Genomic DNA, 25,696 nt, shown 5'->3' with positions numbered 1-25,696 from the left:
CCTTTAAAAATCCAGCAATGATGGGTTTTCCTCTTTATCGGCGTTCGGTGTTGTTGTGTCTTCTTCGTCCGTATTATCAAAAAAAAGATCGGGTCGCGTTGTGGTGATATCCGTCTTTGATGCGGGTCCGGGGGAAGTTTCCTCCTCGTTAAAATTCAGGGTGATATTTACCGTTGCGGCGGTGGCGGCAATCGCGGGCGACACGGCGCAGATCTCCAGTTCGCGTTTTTTCACCCTGATGGGCGAAATCAGCGAAGCAGCCGGGAGTGTTTTTGTCGTGAAGATGAAGCTGACAAAATCGGGTAGGTTCAGGATCATATTGCTGTCGGTAAAGAAACGCTCTGCCTGCCTGATGGTGCGTTCACTGTCGATAGTCTCTGTCAGCACGGCATCGGTTTTGGCTTTGCGGACCTCATCGTCGACTAATATAGTGCCTGACATCCTTGCCACCCATTCAGCAGTGTCCGGATCCATGACACGATAAACCAGTTTGAATTTGGCGTTCTCAACGACCGCGCCGACAACGGCGTCACCTTTCAAATCTGCCGGGCAGTCTTTTAAATCGGCAATCGACTGATGGTCCATAATAATATGCACGCCTTTATCCCGCGCCGCGCCTAAGCCTTCCAGCGCTGGCCTGGATAAATGGTATTTCAGTTCGGAAAGATAAATAGCAATGGGGCGCGGCACGTCTTTCACTCTCTCGCGCCTTTCTGCCAGCTGGTACAGGCGAACCAGCAGCATGCGCTGCGCGGTAATGATTTTGCTGTTGCGCATTGAGCCAATCACATAACAGCAACCGCCTTCCTTAAATATCGTATTAAGCGAAAATCCGGTGGGCGCATTGATGGCATGGAGTAAGGCCAGCTCCTCAATTTTCCCGAAGAAGGCTTTTATCTTATCGGCAATACCCTGAACGTAGTCGCCGTTATACACATCCCGAATGGTTGAGGCAGTATTTCGGATGACAAACTGTGCGGCTATCCGGGCCGCTTTCCGGTCGTCAATGCGATAAAAGTCTGACTCCTGACCTTTTTCCGCCAGGCTGAACCCGGCAACAAAAAGCTCTTCCAGTTCATCGGCGGTAATACCTTCAATCAGGTTTAACTGGTATTGGGGTTTTCGCAGGTCAATTAAGGCAAAAGGTTTGCCTGCATCCTCACAGGCCTTGCGGTAAAGGTGGGGTGCCCATTCATCATCCTTGGGGTCCATCACAAATACGCCTTCACCGGCCAGAATACTTTGATAAAGTAATATCCCGGTGGCAACGCCCTTACCAGCTCCGGTGGTGCCGATAATATCCGCGTGTTGTTTTTGCCAGTCTTTTAACGGCAAATACATCGGCTGAACATCGCGGTCCATGCCGATAAATAACCCTTTGTTCAGGTCGATATAATCCAGCGGGTCATAATGCAGCGTTTCCGGCAGCAGTGATTTTACCGTGCGGACATCGGTGCGCAATTCCCGTTCAAGCGTTGTCTTTCTGACGAGGTGTTTCTTTATTTTGTCTAATTCAGGGGTTAATACCCTGCGCAGCAGAATATGCAAAATAAAACCCGTTACGGTAAAGGTAATCAGCACCGGCCATGCCAGAACAGGAATGCTGGCGACTACCCGCCCTTGATAAAGCCACTGGAAAATCCAGATAAGTAGCGGCCCCATCGTACCGGAAAGAAAACACAGCATGGAGAAAGCCATAATCAGCTTTTGCCACAACGGGGCTTTTTGCCGTTCATCGCTTTTCATCGACGCGAAAAACGGCATCGTCAGCCCCGATAATAGCGCCAGCATCAGCTGATGCTGTTGCATAAAAGCCATGAAGCTCAGCGCGCCATTCACTATCGGCGACAGTGAAACGGCCAGCTTATTTAAAATCACGATGCCTCCTTCGTCAGCAGTTCGCCCCATGACATCGCCCCATCAATTCGCCCCACGGTGTTGGGCGAAAAGGCGGGGCGAACGTCAGGGACGAAGAAGATGGCCGCTGTGCGACCATGTGCAGGAAAGCATGCTCCCCTGCACCAAACGGCGTGCGCCAGTACATGCGGGCTGGACGCCCTTATGATATGTCGCATGGGGGTAATGTCGTGGCTGGACGCCGCGCCAAAACCCCCAACGTCAACGGCGGCACACCGTCGCCCGCTACGCGCGACCACCCCCTTTAAGACGGTCGCTTTCGCCTTTTTCTTCCCTTTGCTCGTGCCTCGCAGCGGGAATAAAAGGGAAGCTGACCTTTAAAGAGGGTGGTCGCGCCACGCTACCGGCTTTTGGCCGGAGACTTAGCTGCGACGGTGTGCGGGGCTGTGCCCCCCAAATAAACCGCTGTCGTGGGCGACAGCTTTTCGCTCGCTGGGGCGGCGAAATTTATTCGGCTCCCCCCGGCCGGCAAAATCCGCGTGGGCGCGGCTGTTTGCCGGTGAGGCGCGGCGCCTGAACTATTTTCGCTCCTTAACCCGCGAAAATAATTCTGTCCGCTGCCTCATTTTTACGGCCCGCATTTCTTCACTCCTTAATCCGTGAAAAATGTGCTATGCCGTAAAAACCTGAAAACCGCCACGCCTCAAGCCGAGCTCGGCTGAAATATTTTGGCGCTATAGGAGACCTGCGAATAAAATTAAGGCAGGGGTTAATATTGGCTCTCGCGGATTTCCCTCATGATGTTGGAATAACACTGACGACTTTCTTTAATGCTGGTTTCATTCAGCGTAAATCCACGTAGGTTAGCTTCTTCTGTCAGCGTTATTCTGTCGGTGGCGTTCAGCGTTTGCAGCAACTGCAATAACCGGCAGACAACGCGATAGTGATAAATTTCATAATAAAGGCCGCATCCGTGCATTGCCTCATTTTCAATGTGCTCAATAACACGGGCTGCGCGCATGGAATCCCCGCGCTGACGTGTCCAGGGATGCTGAATAAAACCCGGTTTGGTCATAAAGATAACCTCCGCTAATTAACCACGCATGCGGCCAAATTTACTGATAATCTGGCTGATAATTGCCGGGTCTGCCGAATCACACTCAAGTAAGAACGATTTTCTGGCATCGGCAGTATGGTCCTGCAGAAAACCGTGCTTGTTCTTTTTCACGATATTAAAGAATGCACGTTCGGCCGAATGGCATTCATTGCCGCCGCCGTTCCCGGTGGCTTTACCGTACATGCATAACACCACTTCACAGGCGTCAGCGGCCACGACGGAGGTTGAATATGACGCCATAGCGCTGAGTAATAATGCGGAGAATATTGATTTTTTCATTTCGGTCACCTTCATATTTAAACGAGGGTTGCGTAATTCGATAAGTAATTTACTTGAGCCCTTTGCTGAATACACCTCTCATGCCATTGAGATGAAGGGGTTTAAAATAAACATCACTCATACGGCGTATGTCACCGTGAATATCAATGCTGACTATCACATCAACGCTCTTAAGCACCTTGCGTAACAGCACGTCGAAAGGCATGTTCCGGCAGTCGGGGTTTTCATAGCAGCGGTCAATTAACCCTTCAATACATTCTTCCGGGCTGCCCGCATGCAGGGAGGTCATCAATCCCTCATGCCCGGAACCGACGATTTTCAGCGCATCCCAGGCTTCCCGCCCGCGAATTTCAGCCAGTAATATCCGGTCAGGGTTCATACGATAATTGGCGCGTATCAGTCTGCCGGGCGTGACAATGGCATTATCCCCGGCATCCGCCGGATAAAAGAGATGGACATAATTGGTGTGGTGATAAAAACGGATTTCGGGATTATCCTCAATGGTGGTCAGCCTGAGGTGCCGGGGAATATGGTGCAGCAGCGTTTTCATATAGGTGGTTTTACCGGATCCGGTTTCACCGACGATAAAAATCGTCTTGCCGTATTCCACCGCTTTTTCCATAAAGCGGGGCATATCCTCACTCTGATAATAGCGGGTCAGTTCAACATCTTTGACTTCCGTTCGCTCCTTACCGGTCACCCGGTTATAAAATCCCGCATCAATCCATGACTGATGCGTTTTCTGCCCGAATGAGGGTTTGCGCAGCGTAATAGACACGGTATTACGCTCACAGGCCGGGGGAATAATGGCCTGAATGCGCTCGCCTGACTCAAGCGTGGCGGAAAGGATCGGCGAGGTGTCGTCGATATTATCGTCCTGCCAGGACGCCAGCGCTCTGGCAAAGGCGTAACACTGACGCAGCGTAATCGGGGCTTCATGTCTTCGCCATTTCCCCCGGATTTTGGTATGCAGTTCACCCGGCCGGTTAACGGCAATTTCCGTCAGGCCGTCCTGCGCAATAAACTCACCAAACAGCTGGTTTTTCATAAAATCCAGCGACAGGTTTTCAGCGTTCATACCACCTCTTTTTCAGTCGCAGCTGCCAGACGGATGAGAAATCAATATCGGTGCCGGTCATGATGCCGATGACATCACCCTGATTCAGGTAGAGGGTGGGCGGGATATTGATGCTGTTATCCAGCGTCGTTTTCGCCATTTCCGCCGTGGCGGCGCGGGTGTTTTCGGTGTAGTCGGTATTGCGGTCTTTCCCCGGGGCAGCATCTGACGCCGCCGCTGCCACGTCCTGCACCGTACTAAGCATCAGGGCATTGCCGAAGCGCTCCCAGAAGTGATTGTCGATCCAGCCTGAGATCCCCGCCTCGCCGAGCGGGCCGCTGGCCTGCGTGTTGCTGAGCGGGATTTGCAGGCTGCCGGGCTCAGGCGTGCGCAGCTCCGTCCACAGCACAAACATCCGGCTGCGTCCGTGTTGCAGCGCCCCGGTGCGGTAGATGCCACGGGCGATCGTTCCCGCCGGGATCAGCGTTACATGGTTGCTGGCGCTGTAAACATCTTCACTGATCAGGCAGGAAATATGCCCCCCAACATCGGACACGAAGCGCCACATCATCGAACACGGGATATAGCGGTCCACCGGGATATAGAGATCAGGATCGAGGCCCAACCGTCTGACGTCGGTGACTCGGGCGACGCCTGGATGGTCGTTGTTACCCGATTCCGGCGCGGCAGTCTCCGGGCAGCGCAGGCTGCCATCCTTTCCCCTGGTCAGTACTGACGGACAGGAAGTGTACATCGTGGATGATGACCGACTTTCGGACGTTTCTGCGTTGCTGCGCGTTTCACCCGGGGACGTGCGTGCATTATCACCCGGCATTGTTCGGGCGTTGTTCAGCCCGTCAGCCAGTGCGGCTGCCTTGTTCAGGGCGGGTGGGGCTGGTGGCAGGGTGGGTGCGGGAGTGACGGCCTGGCGGGCAGGGTCTGTTCCGTCCTGTGTGTGCGGCCCGAACAGGCCAAACGGATTACTGTCCATGCCCAGATTTTGACGCTCATGAAGCGTCTTCCCGGCCGAGGTCGGCGGCGCGGTGTCGGCTTCTTTCTCATTACCCCCTTTCAATGCACTGAAAATCCGATCGCCGCCGGATGCCAGAGCGATCACCAGCGCCAGACTCAGCAGGCTGACGATCAGCGTGCGGCGACCGGATACCTTACGGAAACGGGTCACTTCAGGCTGGCCGAGCGGCGTTTTCTGCTCCGACTCCTGATACGCCATTGCCGCCCGGGCGCGTTCGCGGGCTTCCGCTTCCCGCTCTGCGGTGGTTTTTTCCGGTTCATCCGGGACAGGTTTATCGGTCATTTCGCCTCCAGCGTAACGGACGGTGAAACAGTGTCGCTGCGGGTTATCGGGATGCGCCCGAATCCGTTGTTTTCGATCCCCACCACCGAGGTGCCGTAACGCAACACCAGTTGTGGCGCTGCCGGAACCACCATCACGGTGTAATTACCCTGCTTAACTGTCCGGGGCGTGAGCGCCTGCTCCCGTCCGTTAACCACCCGGAAAACGGAAGGCAGGGTTCTGATGGGGGAAAAACCGATATAAGCAAAACGACCATCATCCCAGGCAAAATCCGGTGCGATGGAGGCCGAACCGGCGGCGACCCGTTTGGTGTAGCGCCAGTTGCGTGGCATGCTGGCCTCTCCGAATGCCGCCGCTATCTGCTGCTTCTCCTGTCTTTCCCGCTGCTGCGCCTGGCGCGCGGCGCTGGCGGCGGCGGATTGCTGGCGAACCTCGGCCGGATAGTGGTAACGGATAACGAATGCCTGCGCGGGGGAATCGTGGTCCAGCACGTTCAGCTCCAGGCTGTAATCACGCTTTGAGGTCACCACGAAAAGGTTAGTCTTCCAGTCCTTCGCCGTGGGCAAAAATACCTGGCTGACGTTGTTGCCGCTGGCGTCAGTCACCGGCTGGGTGATTGGGTTCGGGCTGACGCCCACCCGATTATCACTTTTCGTCACCGTCCAGCCTTTTGGAAAGCCCGCTTGCGCGTCAGTCACGGTCTCATCGTCGTCAAACAGCAGCGTGGTGACGTAGCCGGGGCGGGTGTTCACCACGGTGGCGTTCTGGCTGTTATACGATACGTTCTGCATCCGGCTGTCATAGCCGCTGCCGCGCGGGGTGGCGGCACTCCATGCCGCGTATGATGCCAGTAAGCCCGTCAGGAGCAGGATGTTTTTCAGCATCATTCGCTCCTCAATTCTTTATCGCGCTGGTAGCTGGTGACGATAAAGCCCAGCGGGTTCACTTCACGCTGACTGTCCGTCAGTTGCTGATGTGGGACATAACGGTAAGTGAGGCGGATATTCCAGAAGTCCGTTTTCACTGAATTATCAGAGATACGGCGGAGGGTGCGCTTAATACGCAGTGTGGCCAGATTATCCGGCCCGGTGGCAGGCGCATGCACATTGGAAATAACGTCGATATAGACGACATATTCGGCTTTGTTAAAAATAACGTCCGGAGCCTGGTCGCCATTAAACCCGTCCAGATAATCCCGGTTCACGCTGTTGCTGTTAAATAACTGCACGTCGTCGTAATCACGCTGGAGGGAGAAATAATTATATCCCTCACGGAGTCTGACATAGTGTGCCGCCAGTGAATGGGCCAGCGCTTTTTCAGACGCAATATCCCGCTCTTTAATGCGGGTCATATACTCATAACGGCCGGTCTGTTTATCCACCGACCACAATTCAATGTCAGTGGTTTTCAGCGGCAGCAGAATAATAATGGACGTAATTGCCAGTGCAGCCAGAATCAGCCCGGCAGCGGCCACCCGCCAGGCGGTTTTGCGGGAACGCTCTTCCTTTTCCAGTAGGATGGATTCAAAAGAGCGGGAGACATTAATGATGCGCTGAATATCAGACATGGTGAGTCAGCTCCTGAATGATGGCGGGGGAATTAACCGGCTGGGGATCGCCGGACACCGGCGGGAGGTCGCCCTGATGCTGCGCGCAGCCCGTAAGCGCGCACAGCACCAGAAGCAAGATGCTGAATTTCATGGAAGCCTCTTATCGGATAAATGCAGGAAGGCCGCACCGCTGGCAGAGGCCATGGCGTGACGGGGGAATGAGATTAGCGGTCGGGAGGATTAACGGTGACGCTGCTGATTCTGGCGTCTCATGCTTTCGATGGCGGTGGCACGTTTCTGCCAGGCGTTCACGGCTTTGCCCGCACCTGCGGCAATGAACCTGCCGGTTGTCGCGGCTGCTGCCATGCCACCTTTGGCGGTCAGTCGGCCCCCGGCCTTTATGCCGGGTCTGGCGACGTCGGCAGATTTGCTCACCAGCCCGCGCAGTCCGCTCATGGCTGCACCCTGTAACACGGCCTGTACGGCGGCACCGCTCAGCGCAGTGGCTATTTTCGCTGAAAAATACACCACGACGCCTGCGGCAATCCCGGCCAGCAAACATTGCGCCGCCAGGGTCACCATATTGCTTTCAGCAGACGTTGCTGTGGCGGCATCCAGTATTTTATTCAGGTAGTTGATGGCGATCCGGACAGACAGGGCAGAGAACATGATCGTTAAGATTGCGGTAAATATTGTTTTCAGCCAGTTATCAAACATGGGTTTAAGAAAACCGTACAGCAGGCAGAAAATAAAGAGTGGGGCGGTGGTGGTCATTAACAGAATGGTGATTTCGGCGAGCAGATTGACAAAGGTTGCAGCGAGTAACAGAACGATTGCACCGGCCCAGACCAACACCTCGGCAAAGCCGCCATTCACTTTAACGTAGGTGGAGGTATCGAGATTAAACAGCGTTTGCCCCAGCGCTTGTGCCTTTTCCCACACCGTATCGAGCAGCGCCCAGACATTATCATCGCCACTGATGCCGTCCTTAAGCCCTTCAATGGCCGCAATGATGGCATCCAGCCAGCCATCGCGGTTTAAAACAAAGGTGGTGATCAGCAACATGCGCCCCACATCCCAGACAACATCTTCAACCGGTGTCTGGAGTTTGCCGACAAGCGTCTGATACCCGCGATACGTAATAAATAGGGTGAAGGAACTGACGATAATCGCACTGATCAGGGTGCCGTAGGTAGAAGACTGACCTTCTAACACGGCGTTAAGTCCATCCATGATGTTTTTGTCCATACCAACAAAAATACCACCGGACATGGTGCCTCTCATTAGTCAGGAACAGACAGGGGATAAAACAGGGAGGGATCCCTGTTTTTGTTGGCGGGGATCTTACTGAGTGACGGATTTTCTTTTTTGGGCTTCCTGCTGAAACAGTGTCTCGAATTTTTCCCTGATGCCGGGTTTGCCTGTCTGGGCAAACATGAGTGCTGCCCGGTGCGCAAACTCGCAGTTGTCGCTTGCCTCGCCATCCTTGAGGCATTGCGTATAGACCTTATAGGTTTCATCGGGATGTTCTTTATACCAGGCTTCTGATTTCGTCTCTTTACAACCGGATAAGACGAGAATGCCTGAAATGACGCATAAGGGTAATACGGGTTTTAACATGTTAACCTCCCTATAGAGAGTTCAGATCAGCAACGGGCGCAGTTAATTGCTGTTGCTCAAAGGCTTTCTGTTTTTGTTGCTCCAGCAGCGTTGTTCGCTGTTCAGTCTGTTTGACTGACATTTCCCACTGGCTGGTCAGCACATTCAATTGTACGCTTTTGGCCGCGATGGCGTTAGCCAGGTCCTGTGACTCTTTCGAATCCTGCGCATTAGCAATACGGTCTGATAAATCTGATATATCACCGAGCGTGCCTGTGATCTTATTTTCAACCTCAGACGTATTTTCTATCGCTACAGCCTGATTCAGGATCATCTGTTTGCAGCTGTCCAGATAGCGTTGTGAAGCGCTGGAGGGGTTACAGGTATTGAATGATTTATATTTGTTATACAAGCTATTCAGTTCAGACGAATATGACCCGTTTTGGTTGCTCAGCAGGTCATCGAGTGAAATACCGTTTTGACGAAGATTATCAATATCGGTTTTCAGGCTTTTTGCCTCACGGAGAAATGCCTGAACGTCACGCACGCCCGTTGCCGTGGCTAATTGCTGCTTGTAGGCATCAAGTTCACTTCTATAGTGGGTGACGGTTTCCTGCCACTGCTGGAGTTTCTGGATCCACTGATTAATGGATTCGGTATTCTGTACGGCGTCGAATACCGGTATTCCGGCGCTCATCGCCTGGGTGGAAATAAACAACGATAATGCCAGTATGCTATCTCTGAACCGCATTTTCATTACCTCCGTCATGATTATTACAGGGCTTGTTCAAGGAAGGCGGCTTTCCAGTCATCAGGCTGCATTCCTTCCTGATACAGGGTGTCGAACAGTTTCAGGTTGTCTTCACTCCCGCTCAGCATTTTGGTAAGTTTCCCGAGGCCCGCTAAATCCATTTTCGCCATCGCCACAAAAGGCCGGGTTTCACCTGCGCGTAACGGCGTTTTCAGGACCACCATAGAGCGCTCACCCGGATCGAGGTTTCTGACGATGTCGTACATGCTTTCCGGCACTTTCATCTTTTCCACGTAATCCGCCCGGCTGGCCTTCGGGTTGGCGAGAAAAATCTGCGTGCTGCACTGCTCGATAATCGCCGGGGCAATCGGGTGCTTGACGATTTCGTCAGGCGACTGCGTGGCGGGGACGAAGATGCCGTTCAGCTTGCGGATCACCTTCAGCATATTGAGCGAGAAGCGGGAAAATTCGACATCGGCCAGCCATTTCCAGAACTCGTCCATGAACATCACCAGCCGGCGACCGTCCAGCAGGCCGGTGACGCGGTAAAGCAGATAAAATGTGATGGGGCCGCGAATATCGTCATCATCGAGAAATTCCGTACCGTCGATACCCACGTTATCAATGTTGCTGATGTTGAAGGTGTCCTCCTCATTGTCGAATACCCAGCCGAACTCGCCGCCCTGCGCCCACTGTTTAAGGCGAATACGTAGCCCGTTGATGCGGGCGTCGGTGGTTGGCGGCTCCGGCAGGACTTCCAGCAGCCGGGTGATACCGAACTTGCGGTATTCCGGCGGGTAGTCGAGCATAATGGTATCTATGGCGGCACTGATCCGCTCCTCATCGCGCGGATCGAGCGGCTTGCCGTTGCGGCCGCACAGCATGCGTACCAGTCGTTTGATAAAGCTGATATTCCGCCGGGTTGGGGCCAGCGCAAAAGGATTGAACCCGGTAGGCACTCCGGTACGGATACGGAAGTAGCGTCCGCCCATCTGGCGTATTGCCATCTCCGCCGCCCGGTCCTTATCAAAATACACCGTGGTGAACCGCTGGATTGTGGCTGAGGCGGAGAAGGTCGCCGGATTGCGGTACTTCTGCATCAGTTGCTGCATCATGGTCATCAGCATCGTTTTCCCGGAGCCTGTTTTACCGATAATCGCCGTGTTACCCGGCGTTTTTTCGTTGAAGTCATCCCGTCCGCTCTGGCTGTCGTGCAGGTTCAGGTAATACCCGCCACCGCCAGGGGATTTGAGGATGGCGATGGCATCGCCCCAGGGATTGCCGTTTCGTTTATGAGGATGAAAATTGTGCAGGCTCGCCAGGTCGGCAAAGTTCTGGCTGCTGACGGCCACCAGACGGGGGCGCAGCGTATAGATACCCGGCAGTTGCGCCAGGTACGCGGCGGGCAGCGACAGCGTAGACAGCGTCGTCATGATGCCGAGGTCGGCGAAAGGCTGCGCCAGCGCGTTGGCATCCTTGACCACCTGGTCGGCGCTGTCTGAGGATACGAGCAGGGAAAAGTGGTATTTTCCGCAGGAGACATGCCCGGACTGGAGCAGGTCACGCAACACAATCAGCTCTTCGCGCTGCGAAATGGCGTCGTCATCCGCCGAATTCAGGCGCTTTTCCGCCAGACGGATATGCTTCTGCGCCTCATCGCGGGCCATGCAGGTGAAGGACTGCGTCAGCACATACTCGCTTTCGGCATACAGCAGCGCGTCCAGCAGGCCGGTCGCGGTCTCCGGCGAATAATCTTTGATTTCCAGACTGCGGAAAAAACGGGAGCCGCCGACGGTCTGGCACTCGGCGGTGTCGGTGGTAAAAAAGACATCCGGCGTGCTTAATGTTTCATAAAACGCCGCACGCGTGACCGCCACCTTTTGCCACTGGCCGGTGAGCAGACGGTGATAAAAGGACAACTGGGCGGAATACACCCGCCCGTTGTCTTCATACATCCCCAGCGGCGTCGCCGTATAGCGGGACAGCGCGGAAGCCAGTGCCTCCCGGTATTCCAGCATCACTTTCAGAGCATCATCCAGCGCCGCTTTGCGTTTACCGGACGGCTGCGCCTTCATGGCCTTTTTCTCCAGCGGAGAGAAGGGCGCGTAGCAGAGGGTGAAAAACAGCCGGTGCCGCCAGAACGGTTTTTCGTTGATCGGCTGGTAATACAGCCGGGTCACTTCATCAGAAAAGGGAATGCCTGAATTCGCGTCAAAGACATCGTGGTACTTTTCCCGGATACGGTGAAGATAGAAGGTAACCGGCAGACCTTCATACCCCCGAATAACGTTATTGAGATGCGTCGCCATTAAAGTCAGATGATGTTCGTCCTCGCATTCAAAAATGGTGCCCTCCAGCTCCCAGCTGGCTACCAAATCACCCTGGCGGTTTCTGATGACGTGCGGGTGAAGATGGGAGGAATACGGAATGTATTTATCCAGCGTAACGTGCTCGTTTAACTTCATTTTTTCAATAAACTCCGAGACGTCGACGGCGTCATAGCGGTTTGCCAGCAGGGCATTGGCACCAAAATGTTTATTGGTGCCAAACCGGCCACGGGTTTTAAAGGCCAGCCAGAGCAGCCCGAAATAGTGAATATCGGTTCTGGCCTTTGCCTTCATCTCCAGCCAGGCGGGAATAAGCAGTAATACCAGGTAATAGCTGACATAGACCGCCAGCAGGACGATGGCCCCGCTGACTATTACGAACGGCACGAGGGGAATGCCGGCTATGGCGGCAGGTCGCGTCAGCGCTTTGTTCAGCGTAGCCATCGTTACCTCCCTTATGACGCCCAGTAGGCACCGAAACCTGATGCACCGACGATAAGGATGGCGCCAATGATGACGTTGCGCATGTCATGCAGGCTCTTGCCGTCAAATAAGACTTTGTATCCTACCCACATGGTGGCCAGCGTGATGGTGACGGCGGCCAGTCCGAGCAGGCCGGTGGAGGTGTTACTCAGCGTCTCATTGGCTTTATTAAATCCGCTGTCTGCTGCCAGCACCGGGCTTGCCATTAACAAGGAAGAGAGGACGGTCCAGTCATACTCTTTTCTTTTCATCATTGTTCCTCCTGGGGGCCGGGAAAGGGTATCGCGCCGCGTATCACGGCGTTGGGGTAGCGCAGGAATGTCAGTACGGGCGTGGCGTTATCGGTAAGCTCGCCACGTAAGACTGCGGCGGGGTAATGGATTTCCGGCACGAGCTTTTCGGCGGTAGGCCGCTGCCGGTCTTCCCGCGTTGACGGTACGGCGTAGCCGATGCGCTGGATGTAGCTGGTCTGGTTAAACGCGGATTCCGCTTGCTGACCGGTCGTGAAATTTCCCGAGTAGTAGCAACTGAGCGCACGCTTGAGGGAACCGCCGCGGCGGTAGCAGTCGGTGAGGATGTGCTCAAAGACGGACAGGTTGGTACAGGGGTCAAGAAGGTCGCGGGCGCTCACGCCGTAATGACGGAAATTGGTGCTGGTGATTTGCATCAGCCCGACCGAATAACGTCGGCCCTGTGCCGCCAGCCGTCCGGTGAGACTGAGGGCCTCATCCTTGCTTGTGGGGAAATGTGAAGTCACGCCTTTGCCACCGGGCAGGATTTCAGCGATGGCATACGGATTCAAACCGGATTCGACCCGTGCCACATCGAGTGCCGTAGACGGGTGAACGCTGGCGGCGCACTGCATGGACGCCGCCAGAAACACGGAGGTGGAAAGCATGGTGGCCTCGGAACGGTAAACCGGGCAACGCGTACCGCCATCTGACGGGACAGGGCCGGGAAAAGGGGGAAGGGCGGTTAAACGGGAGTATCCTGTGTCGCCTCGCCGTCATCCCTGGGCTCAAGGAGCACCAGCTTTCCGGAAACGGCAATGCCGGGTGTCAGTACCACGTTCAGGCCGGGTTTACCGTGATGGGCAAAAGCCACGCCGACTTTCGTCCACCAGGTGTTTTTTTCACCCTGTGGGTCGGGCTGACTTTCCTGGGTGACAAATACGTGATAAATGGGTTTTCGCATGTGGCCTCCTCTAATAAAAAAACGATGAGTTAAATAAATGTCACATCCCAATTCTGCATTCCGGTTTTAACGGGTCAGCGAGAACATTCAGCGGCACCCTGAATTGTGGTTATGTGACAGCCCGAATCTTATTTTTAAAGAACAATACCCGTTCCAAGAGAATTAACGTCAATACGGGTAACTATTATGTAATGACGTTTTCATGATCAGATATCCGGGGCGGTATATAAACGATAAATTCAAAGTTAAAATGAGAGAGATAAATTAGCGGTAGAAGGGGTGAATTCTGCGAGATAAAAGGAAGTGAAATGTATAATAAAGACGACTGTGTATTGATAGTTAATAATAGAGACATGCAGGGGAAATATTCCTGCATGTCTCTGTGACCATTATTAACGTCTTCGACGTTCAAGTTTTTCCTGACATTCCGTGCAGGTTGTTATGCCCGGCAGTGCCTGCCGTCGTTTTTCAGGAATGGGCTTTCCGCATACACGGCAATGGAATAATGATGGCGTAGACCCTGGCTTAAAACGACTCTGTTCAATCATCTCTTCCAGTCGTTGCTCATTAAATTCCTGATCGCGGTCGATCTCATCCGGCATGTGTAGCCCTCCGGTCTAACGCCTCCCGTTCGCAAAGTGCGATACGCTTCCAGACGATGGCCAGTGACAACCCTTCGACTTTCGGCAGCAGGGTTTGCGTTACCTGCATCATGGCGGCCAGCGCATCGGTCGATTCCAGGTTGGCCACCCGGCATTGTTGCCATTGCCGCCAGATGGCCGCATCCGTCTCTTCGTCCGGCTCTGGCGTCCGGCCATAAGGCACACGGACGCCCAGTAACCGGCGGCGAAGGCAAACTTCGTTGGAGGTGAGGCCAAAATACTTGTTGAGTAGCGCAATTGACCCGCCGAGCCGGATGGCATGATTGATACGTTGCTGCTGCAGAGCCTCCTCACGGGATTTAGCCAGAAGCAGGTGTAATGCGTCGTGATGAACCGTAACAGCCAAAAACTGCGCAGACTCCCGACTGAGGATAAACAGCTCGTCCAGTGATAATTGGTTGAGGGCATTCATTTCGTCGAAAGTGAATCCCAGTGATTCACAATAACGAATGTTGCCCTCCTTCAATGCATGCAGGGCATCGGTTAACACGGCGTAATTCAGTGATGGGATAATCATGGTATTTTCTCCCTTCAGCCTATTAAACGGCGGACTAATTTAATATTGATCCATTCGTCAATTTCCGATTCGAGCCAGGCGACACTGGCCGGACCAATCTTGATTGAGCGGGGGAAGGTGCCGTCTTTCATATACAGATAGATTTGAGAGCGCTTCAGGCCCGTTTTTTCCTCAACCTGTTTCAGACGTAATAACTGATGAGATGTCACGGTATTCTCCTGTGGCAGATATAGCGCTAGCCGGGAGATAACACGACAACACAAAGTCGTGGTGTGTAGAAAGTTGATTAGCCCGTATTACGGGAAATACAATCCTTAATACGGGTTTTCATAGCGAAGGGCATCATCTTACTTTTGTGTTGGCAGGGAAGGGGGCGAGCCGCGCTCAAGCGCAGTCTTGAGCGTGTCGCCACTGAATCGATCGGTAATGCCTTCCTCAGATGCCCATTGTTCAAAAATGGACAGTAGTTTATACGGTTGCATGATTAACGGACTGATAGTTTGATTATTTTTGCAGGCAAGCCAGAAGAGGCGTGATAGAGGGGTGGATATCCGAGTTGGAGACGGTTGAAGTATTTCTTTTTCGATCGGTTTGTTGATCAACTTATCAAGTTCACTTTTTCTGAGGACAAAGCAGGCATCACTCGGTAATTCATGCATAGGAAAATAATATTTATGCGAATCTTTCTTTGTAGCGTTTAGTATTATATCTTCGTAATCATCTGATGAAATATCTTTAGGTAGCCTTTTTACGTGTCGTTCGATTCTTTCATGCCATGTCATCTTTTCGAAAAGTTGAAACGATTCCCCCAATAAACAGACGGTAATACCATAATTATTCGACTTTGCTCCTGTTACAGGTGATGGTATCTTTAATGAATGTGCAAGTAAACGCTGTATAAGGACATATTCATAGCCGAGTAATGTTGTGTCAATGACTCTTTGTACAGGGTGGATATATCTTCCTTCAGTACTGAAAGTTAAATTGTTCTCGTTGACAAAGGAACTTTCGGCAGGCATGAATGATTTCATCGTTGACGAATTTTTTATTGGTCTTAGCTTTAATTTATGATTTCGTGATTTAATTTTCCTCAATATTACTGGGGATTGAAAATATATTGAAAACCGAATTTTCCCTTGCAGAGCAAATCGATAAAAATCACTTTTTCTTATTTTACACCCATTCAATGCATTGAGAAGTCTTACCGCCTCCCTTATAGTTATCCAGTCTGGAATTCCATCTCTAATGTTTAGGCAAGTTGAATTGTCTGACATAATACATCTCCTTTCACACAATGATATTGCTGATGAATTTCGCTGTGTTTTTGAAAGATGTTTAAAATTCTGATTGATATGAAATAGATCAGAATGACATGGGCGGATTTTATAAAATAAAAAATAACCTATGTTTGGTTGTGACATTTTTCAAAGAGGTAAAATAAAATGGCTCAGTGATTTGGTGTTCACTGAGCCATTTTAAATGCTACGTGTACTATCAGGAGTAATCGGAGGTGGTGCGTCTTTTATTAGAATTTATTTGTAATAACATCCATAAAATACCAACGATTACTACTCCGCCTCCAACCCAAGTAGGGCTTGTAAGACCAGTAACATCCAGTGCTACCCCCCCCAATAGCGACCCTAATGCAATTCCTCCGTTAAAACCGGCAATATTCAGTCCTGCTGCCACAGCTGGAGCTTCAGGTGCATGTATGTGAGATAGCCCTATCACTCTTGCTTGCATTGAGGGGACCGCTGCGTATGTCAATGCTCCAAGCAACCCAATAAACAGTGCCATTAACATTAAGGATGAGACAGAGAACCACATAGCAAAGAGGACGATCGCCAGACCAATAAGAATTGTCATCACGGCACGATCTGCACCTTGCTTGTCAGTCAGGCGACCACCCCAGACATTCCCGATAGCGGCCATCACGCCGTAGACCAACATAAGCAAACTACTCGTACGCTCGTCTACATGCGTTACCTGAAGTAGAATCGGGGAAATATACGTATACAGGGCAAAAGATCCTGCATAGGCCAAAACTGTAATTCCTGCTCCCGCAAGCAGTAGTGGGTTGAACATGGCTTTTAAACCGTCCATGGCATTTGCTTGCAAGGAGGGATCATTTTGATCCGTGGGCATCAGCATTGCCAATCCAATGAAACCGATCGCTCCACTTGCCGTTACTGCCATGAATATAGACTGCCAACTCAACAGACTACCGATGTAGGTACCAAGTGGTACGCCTAATGCCAACGCAATTGTAAGACCGCCAAAAACGACCGAAACAGCGGCGCCAGCACGATGTCGCCCAGCCAGTTGGGTTGCCACACTTGAAGCAACAGCAAGAAACACTCCGTGCCCTAAACCGGAAGCAAATCGTGCAATCAACATAGGCGTTAGGGACTCAGACGCACCGACGATACCATTGCCAACTGTAAACAGGCCCATAGCAACAAGTAATAATCTTTTACGAGGCCATCGTGTTGCCAACGCAGTTAATCCCGGAGCACCAATTACGGCACCGAGGGCGTAGGCTGTCACCGCTGTACCTACATGACTGACACTGACGTTTAGATCAGCTGATATCCTGGAAACTAAGCCGATCGTGACAAATTCAGTGAATCCCAAAGCAAAAGCGCAGAGTGCAAAGACATATATAACAAAAGGCATGCGTTCTTTCATAACTCAGGCTCTTCTATTTTCAATAGAAGCCAACAAAGGCAGCATTGCCTCAGCGACTCCTTTTGCGGAAGCGGGATTCTGTCCGGTCACTAATCTCTCGCTGACAATCACCTGTGGCTGAAAATTTGCGGCTGCAAGATGCTCAGCACCTCTTTGCTTCAGCGTGTCTTCAAGTAAGAATGGAACAATGTCGTACAACCCTACAGCACGTTCTTCATCGTTGGTAAAAGCTGACACCTTTTTGCCCGCAACCAGATATTCATTATCGGAAAGCCGAATATTCACCAATCCGGCGGGGCCATGACAAACCGCAGCGACAACGCCACCCTTTTCATAAATTCGTGATGAAACACCCGCCAACTCTATATTGTCAGGGAGATCCCACATCGTCGCATGCCCTCCTGCATAGTAGACGGCGTCATAGACGTCAGGATCAATCTGCGAGGGTTTTAATGTGGTTTTAGTTGCCTCGCGTAAGGAATCATTATTCCAAAAGGAGGCGTTAACCGGATCGCTGAGGTCTAAACCGTCAACATGTGTCTTGCCTCCCTTGGGACTCACGAAATCAATTTCATATCCTTCTTTTGTGAGTACATCGTAGGGGTGAGACACCTCAGAAAGATAGAAACCACTGGGTGCGGCATCTTTACTCTCGGCTTGACCTTTACGGTCATGGCTGGTCAATACAAACAGGATACGTTTGGGCATTTTAACTTCCTCTATATGGGGGGACTTAAAGCAAAATTCTTCTGACTGCATGCGACATAACAGACTTGTCATATTGAGTCTTATTGTGGAACAATCTATTTATCCTTTAAATAGACCTAAACGGACAAACACTTACCCCAAAATGAACAAAATAAACTTGAGAAATGACGACCTTGAAGTGTTTTTACACGTCGTCGACAGAAACAATTTCTCTGCCGCAGCACGAGACCTACAGATACTCCCCAAGATGGTGAGCAAGCAGATAGCCAGGCTGGAAACTGCACTTGGCACTACACTTTTTGAAAGAAACACCCGTAATCTACGTATTACAGACGAGGGCAGAGCTATAGCTGAGAGGGCTCGCGTAGCGTTGGCCGTTCTGGATGAGATGAAGGAACTTTCCCGAGGGGATAGTGAGGAGTTAAGCGGAAATATTCGTTTGACTGCGCCCGCACCGTTTGGCCGAAAATATGTTGCTCCTGCGATCGCTGCATTCTGCCAAGTACATCCGAGGGTGGGCTTTGATTTAAGGTTATCTGACCAAATCCAGGATCTTTACAGTGGTGATTTCGATCTGGCTATTCGTATGGGGGATCTGGCTGATTCTCGCCTTCTGGCCAGAAAAATAGCAAATAATAGACGTATTCTCATCGCATCGTCCGAATATCTGAAGAATCATCCACCCATTGAGCGACCAGAAGATCTTTTAAATCACAACTGCTTAGTATTCGCTTACCCGGGTTTTTTACACAATTCATGGACGTTACGTAAAGCCGGTCATGAAAGAAGCATCAGCGTTACTGGCAACCTTATCAGTGACAACGGAGACGTATTGCATGCCTGGAGTTTGGCGGGGCTTGGCATATCTCTTCGAGAAACTTGGGATATTCATGATGAATTGAGAGCTGGGAAACTTTGCCGAGTTCTGCCTGATTGGGAAGCAAACACATCTCAGATCAGTGTTGTCCGGGCGCGGCGAGAACCAATACCCCGTAGGCTAAGTGTATTTATTGATTTCATGACTGAAAAATGGAAACGGGCACCATGGGATGATGATTAATGTTCCGAGAGGTAGTCCGAACCGGTCTAAAAGAAGCTAACCGCTTCGCTGACCAACGGAATTTGTGATAACTCGATTTGAGTTGAGGTCGTCAACGTTAATAGATAAAAATACAATGATTGTTTAGTCAATTTAAAGGTTTAGCGACTATCACTCCCCAGAGTATGTAATAGAAGACAACACGCCAATCCGAATCTCATGGCATGCTTGAAACCTTAATGCCAACCAGTATAACTCACGTAAAATATAGGTATATCAATGGGTTATCTTGATATGTTCTATCCTTGCCCTATAAAATCCTTTAATTGTTAAAATAAGTTAATATGTATATACCCGTGATCATTGAAGACGCTTGATTTTTCAGCAACAGGAGATCATGCTGTCCCCATGAAAATCTTTATCACTGACCAACAAAAAGCTGAACTTGAGCGTCTTCATGACTCCAGTCGTGATAAGCGCGTTTGCGATCGCATTAAAGCCATTCTTCTGGCCTCCGAGGGCTGGAGTTCGGCCATGATCGCTCAGGCTTTACGCCTGCATCAGACTACTGTTGACCACCATATCAGCGAGTTTCTGAACAAAGGCAAGCTGAAGCCCGAAAATGGCGGCTCAGACAGCAAACTCAGCGCTGAACAAACGGCTTTTTTAATCAGCCACTTATCCGACAATTTATTTTACCATACCCGTGATATTGTCGCGTTTGTCGCGCGGACATGGAACATCGTTTTCAGCATTCCGGGAATGAATAAGTGGCTGCACCGGAACGGCTTCACCTATAAAAAACCGTCAGGCGTCCCGCATAAATTCAGTGAAGAGAAACAAAAGCAATTCATTGAATATTATGAGGAACTCAAAGCCACCGCAGGTGATGAACCGGTTCTTTTTATTGATGCTGTCCATCCGACTCAGGCCACCAAAATAGGTTATGGCTGGATACGTAAAGGCCAGAGAAAAGCGGTAAAAACAACAGGTAGTCGTACACGGCTGAATATCATGGGGGCGCTGAATCTGAAGGCCCCGGAACATCCGCTAATCTGCGAATATAAAACGGTTAATGAATACAACGTATCTCGTTTTTTCAATGAGATACGTAAAATTTATCCAGATTATCAGCAGAAAGTTCATGTTATTCTGGATGGTGCTGGTTATCACCGTTCACAGTTAGTGAAAGACTGGGCGGAGGTGGTAAATATAAAACTTCATTACCTCCCGCCGTACAGCCCGAACCTGAATCCGATAGAACGAATGTGGAAGTTAATGAACGAACATGCCCGGAATAACCGCTACTTCAGCAACAGCAGGGAGTTCAGGGATGCAATATCTGAATTTTTCAGCCATACGTTACCGGGGATAGCGGGTTTTCTGACGTCCCGAATTAACGATCATTTTCAGGTGCTCAAACCTGCATCTTGAGGTTTATTGGGTATAGAAGCATTAACGGAACATGTTTATAACATAATACTGTGCAGGCTTTCGATTTTATGTCGTAATCGGAGAGCTTCAGGCTCTTAAGGATGCGCAGTATGAGCTATCTGGTTCAGTTACGAAGTTTTGTTGAAGTATACAAAGCTGGTTCGATTTCAAAAGCGGCAATGCGGTTGGGCATAAGCCAGCCTGCAATGTCTGCCCACATTCATTCACTTGAGGCTTTTACCGGGTGTGTTCTCTTTACTCGTCGTTCACATGGTGTGGTGGCTACAGTGGATGGGGAGGAATTGGCGAGATTGGTGGCTTCAGATTTAGAAACGATTGAACTGAAGTTGTCGATGCTTAGATCACGTACAAGAAAGTCCTCGGGGACAGTATCTTTCATCGGGCCAGCAGAATTAATGTGGTCAAAATTACCGTACTTGGTGAAAATATTATTCAATGAAGGTATTAAATTTAAAGTTTTGACAGGAAATAGGAAGCGCATATACAGCTGTCTTCTGGACGGAAGTTGTCAACTAGGTTTCACAACTTCTATGCCGGATAAACAAAAATTTGGATATGCTGAAATTGGAATGGAAAAGTTAATAGTTGTGGTAGCGTCACTCATAGCAGACAACTTCAAAGAAAATGAGGACGTGATTGATACGCTGTCGAAGCTTCCTCTAATAGCTTACGATGAACAGTTACCCTTGATAAGGGAAGTTTTCCAGGATTCTTCGCGATTTTTTGCACTGCTTCGTCCGTCTATTACTGTACCGGATTTGCGGATTTTAGAAAGAATGATCCGAGAAAATATTGGTTGGACTGTGATGCCTGAGTATTTATGCGCCCAAAGCATAGCAGGAGGTCAGATCGTTGAAGTGAATGTCCATGAGAGACTCCCTATAAATTCAATCTATTTGGTATGGATTGATAGCTCATTACGTAACCCACTCGTTTCAGGAATAAGAGACAGAATTCTCGAACTATCAAAAAATAGCGGATTTATGGTTTGAGATACATAAAACAGGCAGCCTTATCGGCTGCCGTATCATTATTTTATCCGTGGAGATCGCTTGGCAAAGTCATCTGCAATGTCATTCAATTTTAGGAATTTCACCCCTGGATGACCAAGCATATGAGTTAAGAGGCGTTCGAGCATCATTAACACGTGCGGGCGTCCAGATACGTCCGGGTGAATCGTAAAAGTAAAGATCGCATATTCATGCTCACGGTAGACCCAATCGAATTGATCTCTCCACAACTGTTCGATGTCCCTGGGATTCATGAAACCTTGGCTGTTGGGTTTTGTTTTCATGAACATGAAAGGAGGAATATCGTCGATTGTCCAACTGGCGGGTAATTCAATAAGGTCCGTCTCTTCTCCGCGTACCAGCGGTTTCATCCATTCGGTCGGTGTCTTGGAATAATCTATCTTGGTCCAGGAATCACCTTTCCTGACATAATAAGGCTGATGATCATGATGCATTAGTGAATGGTCATATTTGATGCCATTTTCTAATAGAAGATCTGTGGTTACAGGAGAAAATTCCCACCATGGAGCGACATACCCAGTAGGTCTCTTCCCTGTTAATTTTGTGACCATGTCAATGCCTTTTAGAAGGACTTCTCTTTCTTGGTCAGGCGACATAGATATTGGGTTTTCATGACTGTAATTATGAACCCCTACCTCATGTCCAGCATTGACAACTGCTTCCATTTGCCGAGGAAAGGTTTCGATGGAATGACCAGGCATAAACCAGGTGGTGGGGATATTAAACTGGTCAAATAGATTCAGAAGACGTGGAGTACCTACTTCGCCAGCGAACATACCGCGAGATATATCGCTTGGAGAATCTTCTCCCCCATAAGAAGATAGCCAGCCTGCAACGGCATCTACACCCACTCCAAAACCACATAGTATTTCTTTCGCCATGAGGGTGATGCTGCCAACTTACTGATTTAGTGTATGATGGTGTTTTTGAGGTGCTCCAGTGGCTTCTGTTTCTATCAGCTGTCCCTCCTGTTCAGCTACTGACGGGGTGGTGCGTAACGGCAAAAGCACTGCCGGACATCAGCGCTATCTCTGCTCTCACTGCCGTAAAACATGGCAACTGCAGTTCACTTACACCGCTTCTCAACCCGGTACGCACCAGAAAATCATTGATATGGCCATGAATGGCGTTGGATGCCGGGCAACCGCCCGCATTATGGGCGTTGGCCTCAACACGATTTTCCGCCATTTAAAAAACTCAGGCCGCAGTCGGTAACCTCGCGCATACAGCCGGGCAGTGACGTCATCGTCTGCGCGGAAATGGACGAACAGTGGGGATACGTCGGGGCTAAATCGCGCCAGCGCTGGCTGTTTTACGCGTATGACAGGCTCCGGAAGACGGTTGTTGCGCACGTATTCGGTGAACGCACGATGGCGACGCTGGGGCGTCTTATGAGCCTGCTGTCACCCTTTGACGTGGTGATATGGATGACGGATGGCTGGCCGCTGTATGAATCCCGCCTGAAGGGAAAGCTGCACGTAATCAGCAAGCGATATACGCAGCGAATTGAGCGGCATAACCTGAATCTGAGGCAGCACCTGGCACGGCTGGGACGGAAGTCGCTGTCGTTCTCAAAATCGGTGGAGCTGCATGACAAAGTCATCGGGCATTATCTGAACATAAAACACTATCAATAAGTTGGAGTCATTACCGGTTCATACCATCTGCTACTGGCGGCCCCTGACATAGGGTGGCACGAATTCCTCTCTGCATCTGTCCAAATAATCTGACCACCATTGCATCATCGCTTTACGGGCATCGAGATATTCTGCTTTATGGATGTAAGCCGCTCGAACGCTGTTACGCTCCTGGTGACTCATCTGCCGTTCAACCGCATCCTGCGCCCATAGGCCAGACTCCATCAGGGCACTACATGCCATTGCCCGAAATCCGTGGCCGCAGATTTCATCTTTTGTGTCATAGCCCATCAGGCGTAGCGCCTTATTGACCGTGTTTTCGCACATCGGTTTATACGGATTATGATCGCCGGGGAATATAAGTTCCTGATGTCCGGATATTTCCCGTATCTGTTTCAGAATAGCAATAGACTGACAGGAGAGTGGAACGATATGTGGAGTACGCATTTTTGCACCACGGCCAGAGTAGCGGACGCCGGGGATGGACTCGCGAGTGGCAGGAATGGTCCAGATTCTATTTTTGAAATCGATCTCAAACCAACGGGCGAAACGCAGTTCGCTGGAACGGATGAATAGGTGAAGGGTGAGTGAGACAGCCAGGCGGGTTAACTCTCGTCCTTGCTTGTAGTCCTCAATGCGAGTCAACAGTTCCGGTAGTCGCTCCAACTGAAGGGCGGGGTAATGACGTTTAACTGGCGGGGCGATGATACCCTCCAGATTTGCCGCGGGATTGTGCTCTATCAACTCCTGATGCACAGCATGACGCATGATGTTGCACATATGCTGCCGGGTACGTGCTGCGACTTCCAGCAGACCTTTTTTCTCAATGCTTTTCAGCAGGTCGATAAAGTGACGAGGTTTCAGTTCAGCTACCGGCAAGTGTCCAATCACAGGGAATATATGATTGTTCATGCTGGCAAGCAGGCGGGATGCGTGGTTCTCAGACCATGTTCGGTTGCTGTTATGCCACTCCAGTGCCACATGTTTGAAGGTTTTTTCTGGTGTGGAAGTGGTTCTTTCAGCAGAGCGCTGTTGTGCTGGATTGATATTTTGCGCGAGGAGTTTACGGATACCATCACGCTGTTGACGAGCATTAGCTAAAGACACGTCAGGGTAGGCGCCTAAGCCAAGGCGAGATTCTTTTCTATTGATACGATATTTGAGATACCAGAGACGTGAACCGCCTGGATTAACCAACAGGTACAGACCATGGGAATCGGAAATTTTGAAGGGTTTAGCGGATGGTTTTAAGTTGCGGATTTTTGTGTCGTTAAGAGACATTTGGGGGTCACTCCGTCATCGAACCAACATGACCCCAAATCTGACCACCAAATTCTCCCGATGCGGAGGAAAAACTAAAAATGCATCGGGAAGATTTTTCGCGCTAACTTATTGAATCTAAATCACATAAGGATTCGCAAAGAGGCATGAAAACAAGAATTTGGCTCCTCTGACTGGACTCGAACCAGTGACATACGGATTAACAGTCCGCCGTTCTACCGACTGAACTACAGAGGAATTGTGTGAACGGGGCGAATACTACTGGTCTCGGATTTTTGTGTCAACATTAAATTTAACTTGCTGATTCAAATGGCTAAATTTAGTGCAGGTCGTTGTTTTAGTGTACTGCCGGGCTATTGCCGTCATCCGGTGGGGTATTCTCACGTAATCTCTCCAGCGGATCCTGGCGATAGAACAGGCAAAAACGCTGCCAAAGCGCGGGAAAACGCGGGGCGAACAGCTCTGGCGCGCTAAAGAAGTACTCAGAGAGTACGGCGAAACATTCGCCAGGATCGGTGGCCGCGTAGGCGTCAATACTGGCGGCGCTTTCACCGACCAGATCAATCTCATCCTGAATATTGTTCATGGCAGCATGGAGATCGTGTTCCCAGCCAGCCACCTCGCGCAGGGGGATAAACGGCACGCCGCTCGCGCGATCGCCATTGCGGGTATCCAGCTTATGCGCCACTTCATGAATAATCAGATTGAAACCGGAAGCGTCGAAGGAGTCCTGAATGTCCAGCCAGTTTAGAACAATGGGCCCCTGCTGCCAGCTTTGCCCTGATTGCACGATTCGCTGGCTATGCACCAGGCCGATATCATCTTCCCATTCGTCGTCGACAACGAAGGGGGCAGGGTAGATAAGCACTTCGTGAAAACCATCTAACCACTCGATGCCCAGTTCGAGAACCGGCAGGCAAAACAGGAGCGCGATACGAGCGCTCTGTAGGGGAGTGAGCTCCAGCCCCTGTAATGCAACCAGACGCTTCTGTTGCAAAAAGCGGGATGCCATTTGCGCCAGCTGCTGCTGCTCATGGTCGGAGAGGTTGGCTAATACAGGGATGGCAAGCGCCTTTTCCCAGGGGATTTCCGCGTTGCCGGACTCTTCATCTACTTTCCAGGGCCATTTAAACATCATATTGCTCGCAAA

At 50.7% G+C, this 25,696-nt stretch carries 28 protein-coding genes and 1 tRNA gene; 4 read left to right on the top strand and 25 right to left on the bottom strand.

Going from position 1 to position 25,696, the window contains the following annotated elements; translation table 11 throughout:
• Positions 1-3: 3 nt before the first annotated feature.
• From BJF97_RS18545 to BJF97_RS18455, 21 genes are all read right to left on the bottom strand, one after another.
• Positions 4-1,878: a type IV secretory system conjugative DNA transfer family protein gene (locus BJF97_RS18545; protein WP_037433293.1), complete on the bottom strand. Its 1,875-nt coding sequence runs from the start codon at positions 1,876-1,878 to the stop codon at positions 4-6.
• Positions 1,879-2,626: 748 nt separating this feature from the next.
• The gene (locus BJF97_RS18540) at positions 2,627-2,932 is read right to left on the bottom strand and encodes a hypothetical protein (RefSeq protein WP_032693540.1); all 306 of its coding nucleotides are present in this window, start codon (positions 2,930-2,932) and stop codon (positions 2,627-2,629) included.
• Between the two features lie 18 nt (positions 2,933-2,950).
• Entirely contained in the window at positions 2,951-3,253 is a 303-nt protein-coding gene (locus tag BJF97_RS18535; protein ID WP_032693541.1) for a TrbM/KikA/MpfK family conjugal transfer protein, read from the bottom strand.
• Between the two features lie 49 nt (positions 3,254-3,302).
• Positions 3,303-4,331, bottom strand: a complete 1,029-nt coding sequence (gene virB11, locus BJF97_RS18530; RefSeq protein WP_032693542.1) for a P-type DNA transfer ATPase VirB11 — start codon at positions 4,329-4,331, stop codon at positions 3,303-3,305.
• Positions 4,321-5,625 carry a VirB10/TraB/TrbI family type IV secretion system protein gene (gene virB10, locus BJF97_RS18525; protein ID WP_032693543.1) on the bottom strand — a complete coding sequence of 435 codons (1,305 nt, stop codon included), beginning with the start codon at positions 5,623-5,625 and terminating at the stop codon, positions 4,321-4,323. The genes virB11 and virB10 overlap by 11 nt, the downstream gene beginning before the upstream one ends.
• Positions 5,622-6,509, bottom strand: a complete 888-nt coding sequence (virB9, locus tag BJF97_RS18520) for a P-type conjugative transfer protein VirB9 (protein WP_032693544.1) — start codon at positions 6,507-6,509, stop codon at positions 5,622-5,624. Before virB9 ends, virB10 begins: the two co-directional genes overlap by 4 nt.
• The gene (locus BJF97_RS18515; protein WP_032693545.1) at positions 6,509-7,192 is read right to left on the bottom strand and encodes a virB8 family protein; all 684 of its coding nucleotides are present in this window, start codon (positions 7,190-7,192) and stop codon (positions 6,509-6,511) included. The genes virB9 and BJF97_RS18515 overlap by 1 nt, the downstream gene beginning before the upstream one ends.
• Positions 7,185-7,325 (bottom strand): hypothetical protein, encoded by a 141-nt coding sequence (locus tag BJF97_RS34765; RefSeq protein ID WP_015696803.1) that lies wholly within the window; start codon positions 7,323-7,325, stop codon positions 7,185-7,187. The genes BJF97_RS18515 and BJF97_RS34765 overlap by 8 nt, the downstream gene beginning before the upstream one ends.
• Before the next feature lie 89 nt (positions 7,326-7,414).
• Entirely contained in the window at positions 7,415-8,446 is a 1,032-nt protein-coding gene (locus tag BJF97_RS18510; RefSeq protein WP_032693546.1) for a type IV secretion system protein, read from the bottom strand.
• 72 nt (positions 8,447-8,518) lie between these two features.
• On the bottom strand, positions 8,519-8,794 hold the full coding sequence (locus tag BJF97_RS18505; RefSeq protein ID WP_032693547.1) for an EexN family lipoprotein: 276 nt from the start codon (positions 8,792-8,794) through the stop codon (positions 8,519-8,521).
• 10 nt (positions 8,795-8,804) lie between these two features.
• The gene (locus tag BJF97_RS18500; RefSeq protein WP_032693649.1) at positions 8,805-9,524 is read right to left on the bottom strand and encodes a type IV secretion system protein; all 720 of its coding nucleotides are present in this window, start codon (positions 9,522-9,524) and stop codon (positions 8,805-8,807) included.
• Positions 9,525-9,547: 23 nt separating this feature from the next.
• Positions 9,548-12,295 carry a VirB3 family type IV secretion system protein gene (locus BJF97_RS18495; protein WP_032693548.1) on the bottom strand — a complete coding sequence of 916 codons (2,748 nt, stop codon included), beginning with the start codon at positions 12,293-12,295 and terminating at the stop codon, positions 9,548-9,550.
• 11 nt (positions 12,296-12,306) lie between these two features.
• Positions 12,307-12,585: a TrbC/VirB2 family protein gene (locus BJF97_RS18490; protein ID WP_032693650.1), complete on the bottom strand. Its 279-nt coding sequence runs from the start codon at positions 12,583-12,585 to the stop codon at positions 12,307-12,309.
• Entirely contained in the window at positions 12,585-13,232 is a 648-nt protein-coding gene (locus BJF97_RS18485; protein ID WP_032693549.1) for a lytic transglycosylase domain-containing protein, read from the bottom strand. The genes BJF97_RS18490 and BJF97_RS18485 overlap by 1 nt, the downstream gene beginning before the upstream one ends.
• Before the next feature lie 77 nt (positions 13,233-13,309).
• Complete coding sequence (locus BJF97_RS18480) at positions 13,310-13,528, bottom strand: hypothetical protein (protein WP_032693550.1); 219 nt, start codon at positions 13,526-13,528, stop codon at positions 13,310-13,312.
• Positions 13,529-13,920: 392 nt separating this feature from the next.
• Positions 13,921-14,130 carry a TraR/DksA family transcriptional regulator gene (locus tag BJF97_RS32780; RefSeq protein ID WP_032693551.1) on the bottom strand — a complete coding sequence of 70 codons (210 nt, stop codon included), beginning with the start codon at positions 14,128-14,130 and terminating at the stop codon, positions 13,921-13,923.
• Positions 14,120-14,707, bottom strand: a complete 588-nt coding sequence (locus tag BJF97_RS18475) for a DUF2857 domain-containing protein (protein ID WP_032693552.1) — start codon at positions 14,705-14,707, stop codon at positions 14,120-14,122. Before BJF97_RS18475 ends, BJF97_RS32780 begins: the two co-directional genes overlap by 11 nt.
• A gap of 14 nt (positions 14,708-14,721) precedes the next feature.
• On the bottom strand, positions 14,722-14,916 hold the full coding sequence (locus tag BJF97_RS18470; protein ID WP_032693553.1) for an AlpA family transcriptional regulator: 195 nt from the start codon (positions 14,914-14,916) through the stop codon (positions 14,722-14,724).
• 138 nt (positions 14,917-15,054) lie between these two features.
• Positions 15,055-15,981: a hypothetical protein gene (locus tag BJF97_RS18465; protein WP_070082941.1), complete on the bottom strand. Its 927-nt coding sequence runs from the start codon at positions 15,979-15,981 to the stop codon at positions 15,055-15,057.
• A gap of 220 nt (positions 15,982-16,201) precedes the next feature.
• Positions 16,202-17,395, bottom strand: coding sequence for an MFS transporter (locus tag BJF97_RS18460; RefSeq protein WP_024359931.1), 1,194 nt, complete (start codon positions 17,393-17,395; stop codon positions 16,202-16,204).
• A 3-nt stretch (positions 17,396-17,398) separates the two neighbouring features.
• Positions 17,399-18,103 (bottom strand): type 1 glutamine amidotransferase domain-containing protein, encoded by a 705-nt coding sequence (locus BJF97_RS18455; RefSeq protein WP_024359930.1) that lies wholly within the window; start codon positions 18,101-18,103, stop codon positions 17,399-17,401.
• 142 nt (positions 18,104-18,245) lie between these two features.
• Here BJF97_RS18455 and BJF97_RS18450 point away from each other — a divergent pair, with 142 nt between their 5' ends.
• From BJF97_RS18450 to BJF97_RS18440, 3 genes are all read left to right on the top strand, one after another.
• The gene (locus BJF97_RS18450; protein WP_032693554.1) at positions 18,246-19,163 is read left to right on the top strand and encodes a LysR family transcriptional regulator; all 918 of its coding nucleotides are present in this window, start codon (positions 18,246-18,248) and stop codon (positions 19,161-19,163) included.
• A gap of 387 nt (positions 19,164-19,550) precedes the next feature.
• On the top strand, positions 19,551-20,576 hold the full coding sequence (locus BJF97_RS18445; RefSeq protein ID WP_040118421.1) for an IS630 family transposase: 1,026 nt from the start codon (positions 19,551-19,553) through the stop codon (positions 20,574-20,576).
• A gap of 110 nt (positions 20,577-20,686) precedes the next feature.
• Complete coding sequence (locus tag BJF97_RS18440; protein WP_015689822.1) at positions 20,687-21,589, top strand: LysR family transcriptional regulator; 903 nt, start codon at positions 20,687-20,689, stop codon at positions 21,587-21,589.
• 38 nt (positions 21,590-21,627) lie between these two features.
• On the opposite strand, the gene BJF97_RS18435 is transcribed toward BJF97_RS18440, so the two are convergent.
• Entirely contained in the window at positions 21,628-22,509 is an 882-nt protein-coding gene (locus tag BJF97_RS18435; RefSeq protein ID WP_015689823.1) for a polysaccharide deacetylase family protein, read from the bottom strand.
• Positions 22,510-22,567: 58 nt separating this feature from the next.
• Here BJF97_RS18435 and BJF97_RS18430 point away from each other — a divergent pair.
• Positions 22,568-23,265 (top strand): IS1-like element IS1B family transposase gene (locus BJF97_RS18430; RefSeq protein ID WP_095033700.1). Its coding sequence is split into 2 segments (ribosomal slippage): positions 22,568-22,817 and positions 22,817-23,265, totalling 699 coding nucleotides; the frame shifts between segments, so codons are not numbered across the junction.
• Between the two features lie 30 nt (positions 23,266-23,295).
• Here the strand turns inward: BJF97_RS18430 and BJF97_RS18425 are convergent.
• The 3 genes from BJF97_RS18425 to mtfA form a co-directional block, all read right to left on the bottom strand.
• Complete coding sequence (locus BJF97_RS18425) at positions 23,296-24,546, bottom strand: tyrosine-type recombinase/integrase (RefSeq protein ID WP_032693577.1); 1,251 nt, start codon at positions 24,544-24,546, stop codon at positions 23,296-23,298.
• Positions 24,547-24,707: 161 nt separating this feature from the next.
• Positions 24,708-24,783: transfer RNA gene (locus BJF97_RS18420), tRNA-Asn, on the bottom strand.
• A 100-nt stretch (positions 24,784-24,883) separates the two neighbouring features.
• Entirely contained in the window at positions 24,884-25,684 is an 801-nt protein-coding gene (mtfA, locus tag BJF97_RS18415) for a DgsA anti-repressor MtfA (protein ID WP_161505340.1), read from the bottom strand.
• Positions 25,685-25,696: the final 12 nt, after the last annotated feature.

The organism is Klebsiella sp. LTGPAF-6F (assembly GCF_001753185.1).
Lineage (GTDB): Bacteria > Pseudomonadota > Gammaproteobacteria > Enterobacterales > Enterobacteriaceae > Klebsiella > Klebsiella michiganensis.
Note: the sequence above shows the minus strand (reverse complement) of the source record. Positions and strands in the feature narration are given on the sequence as shown.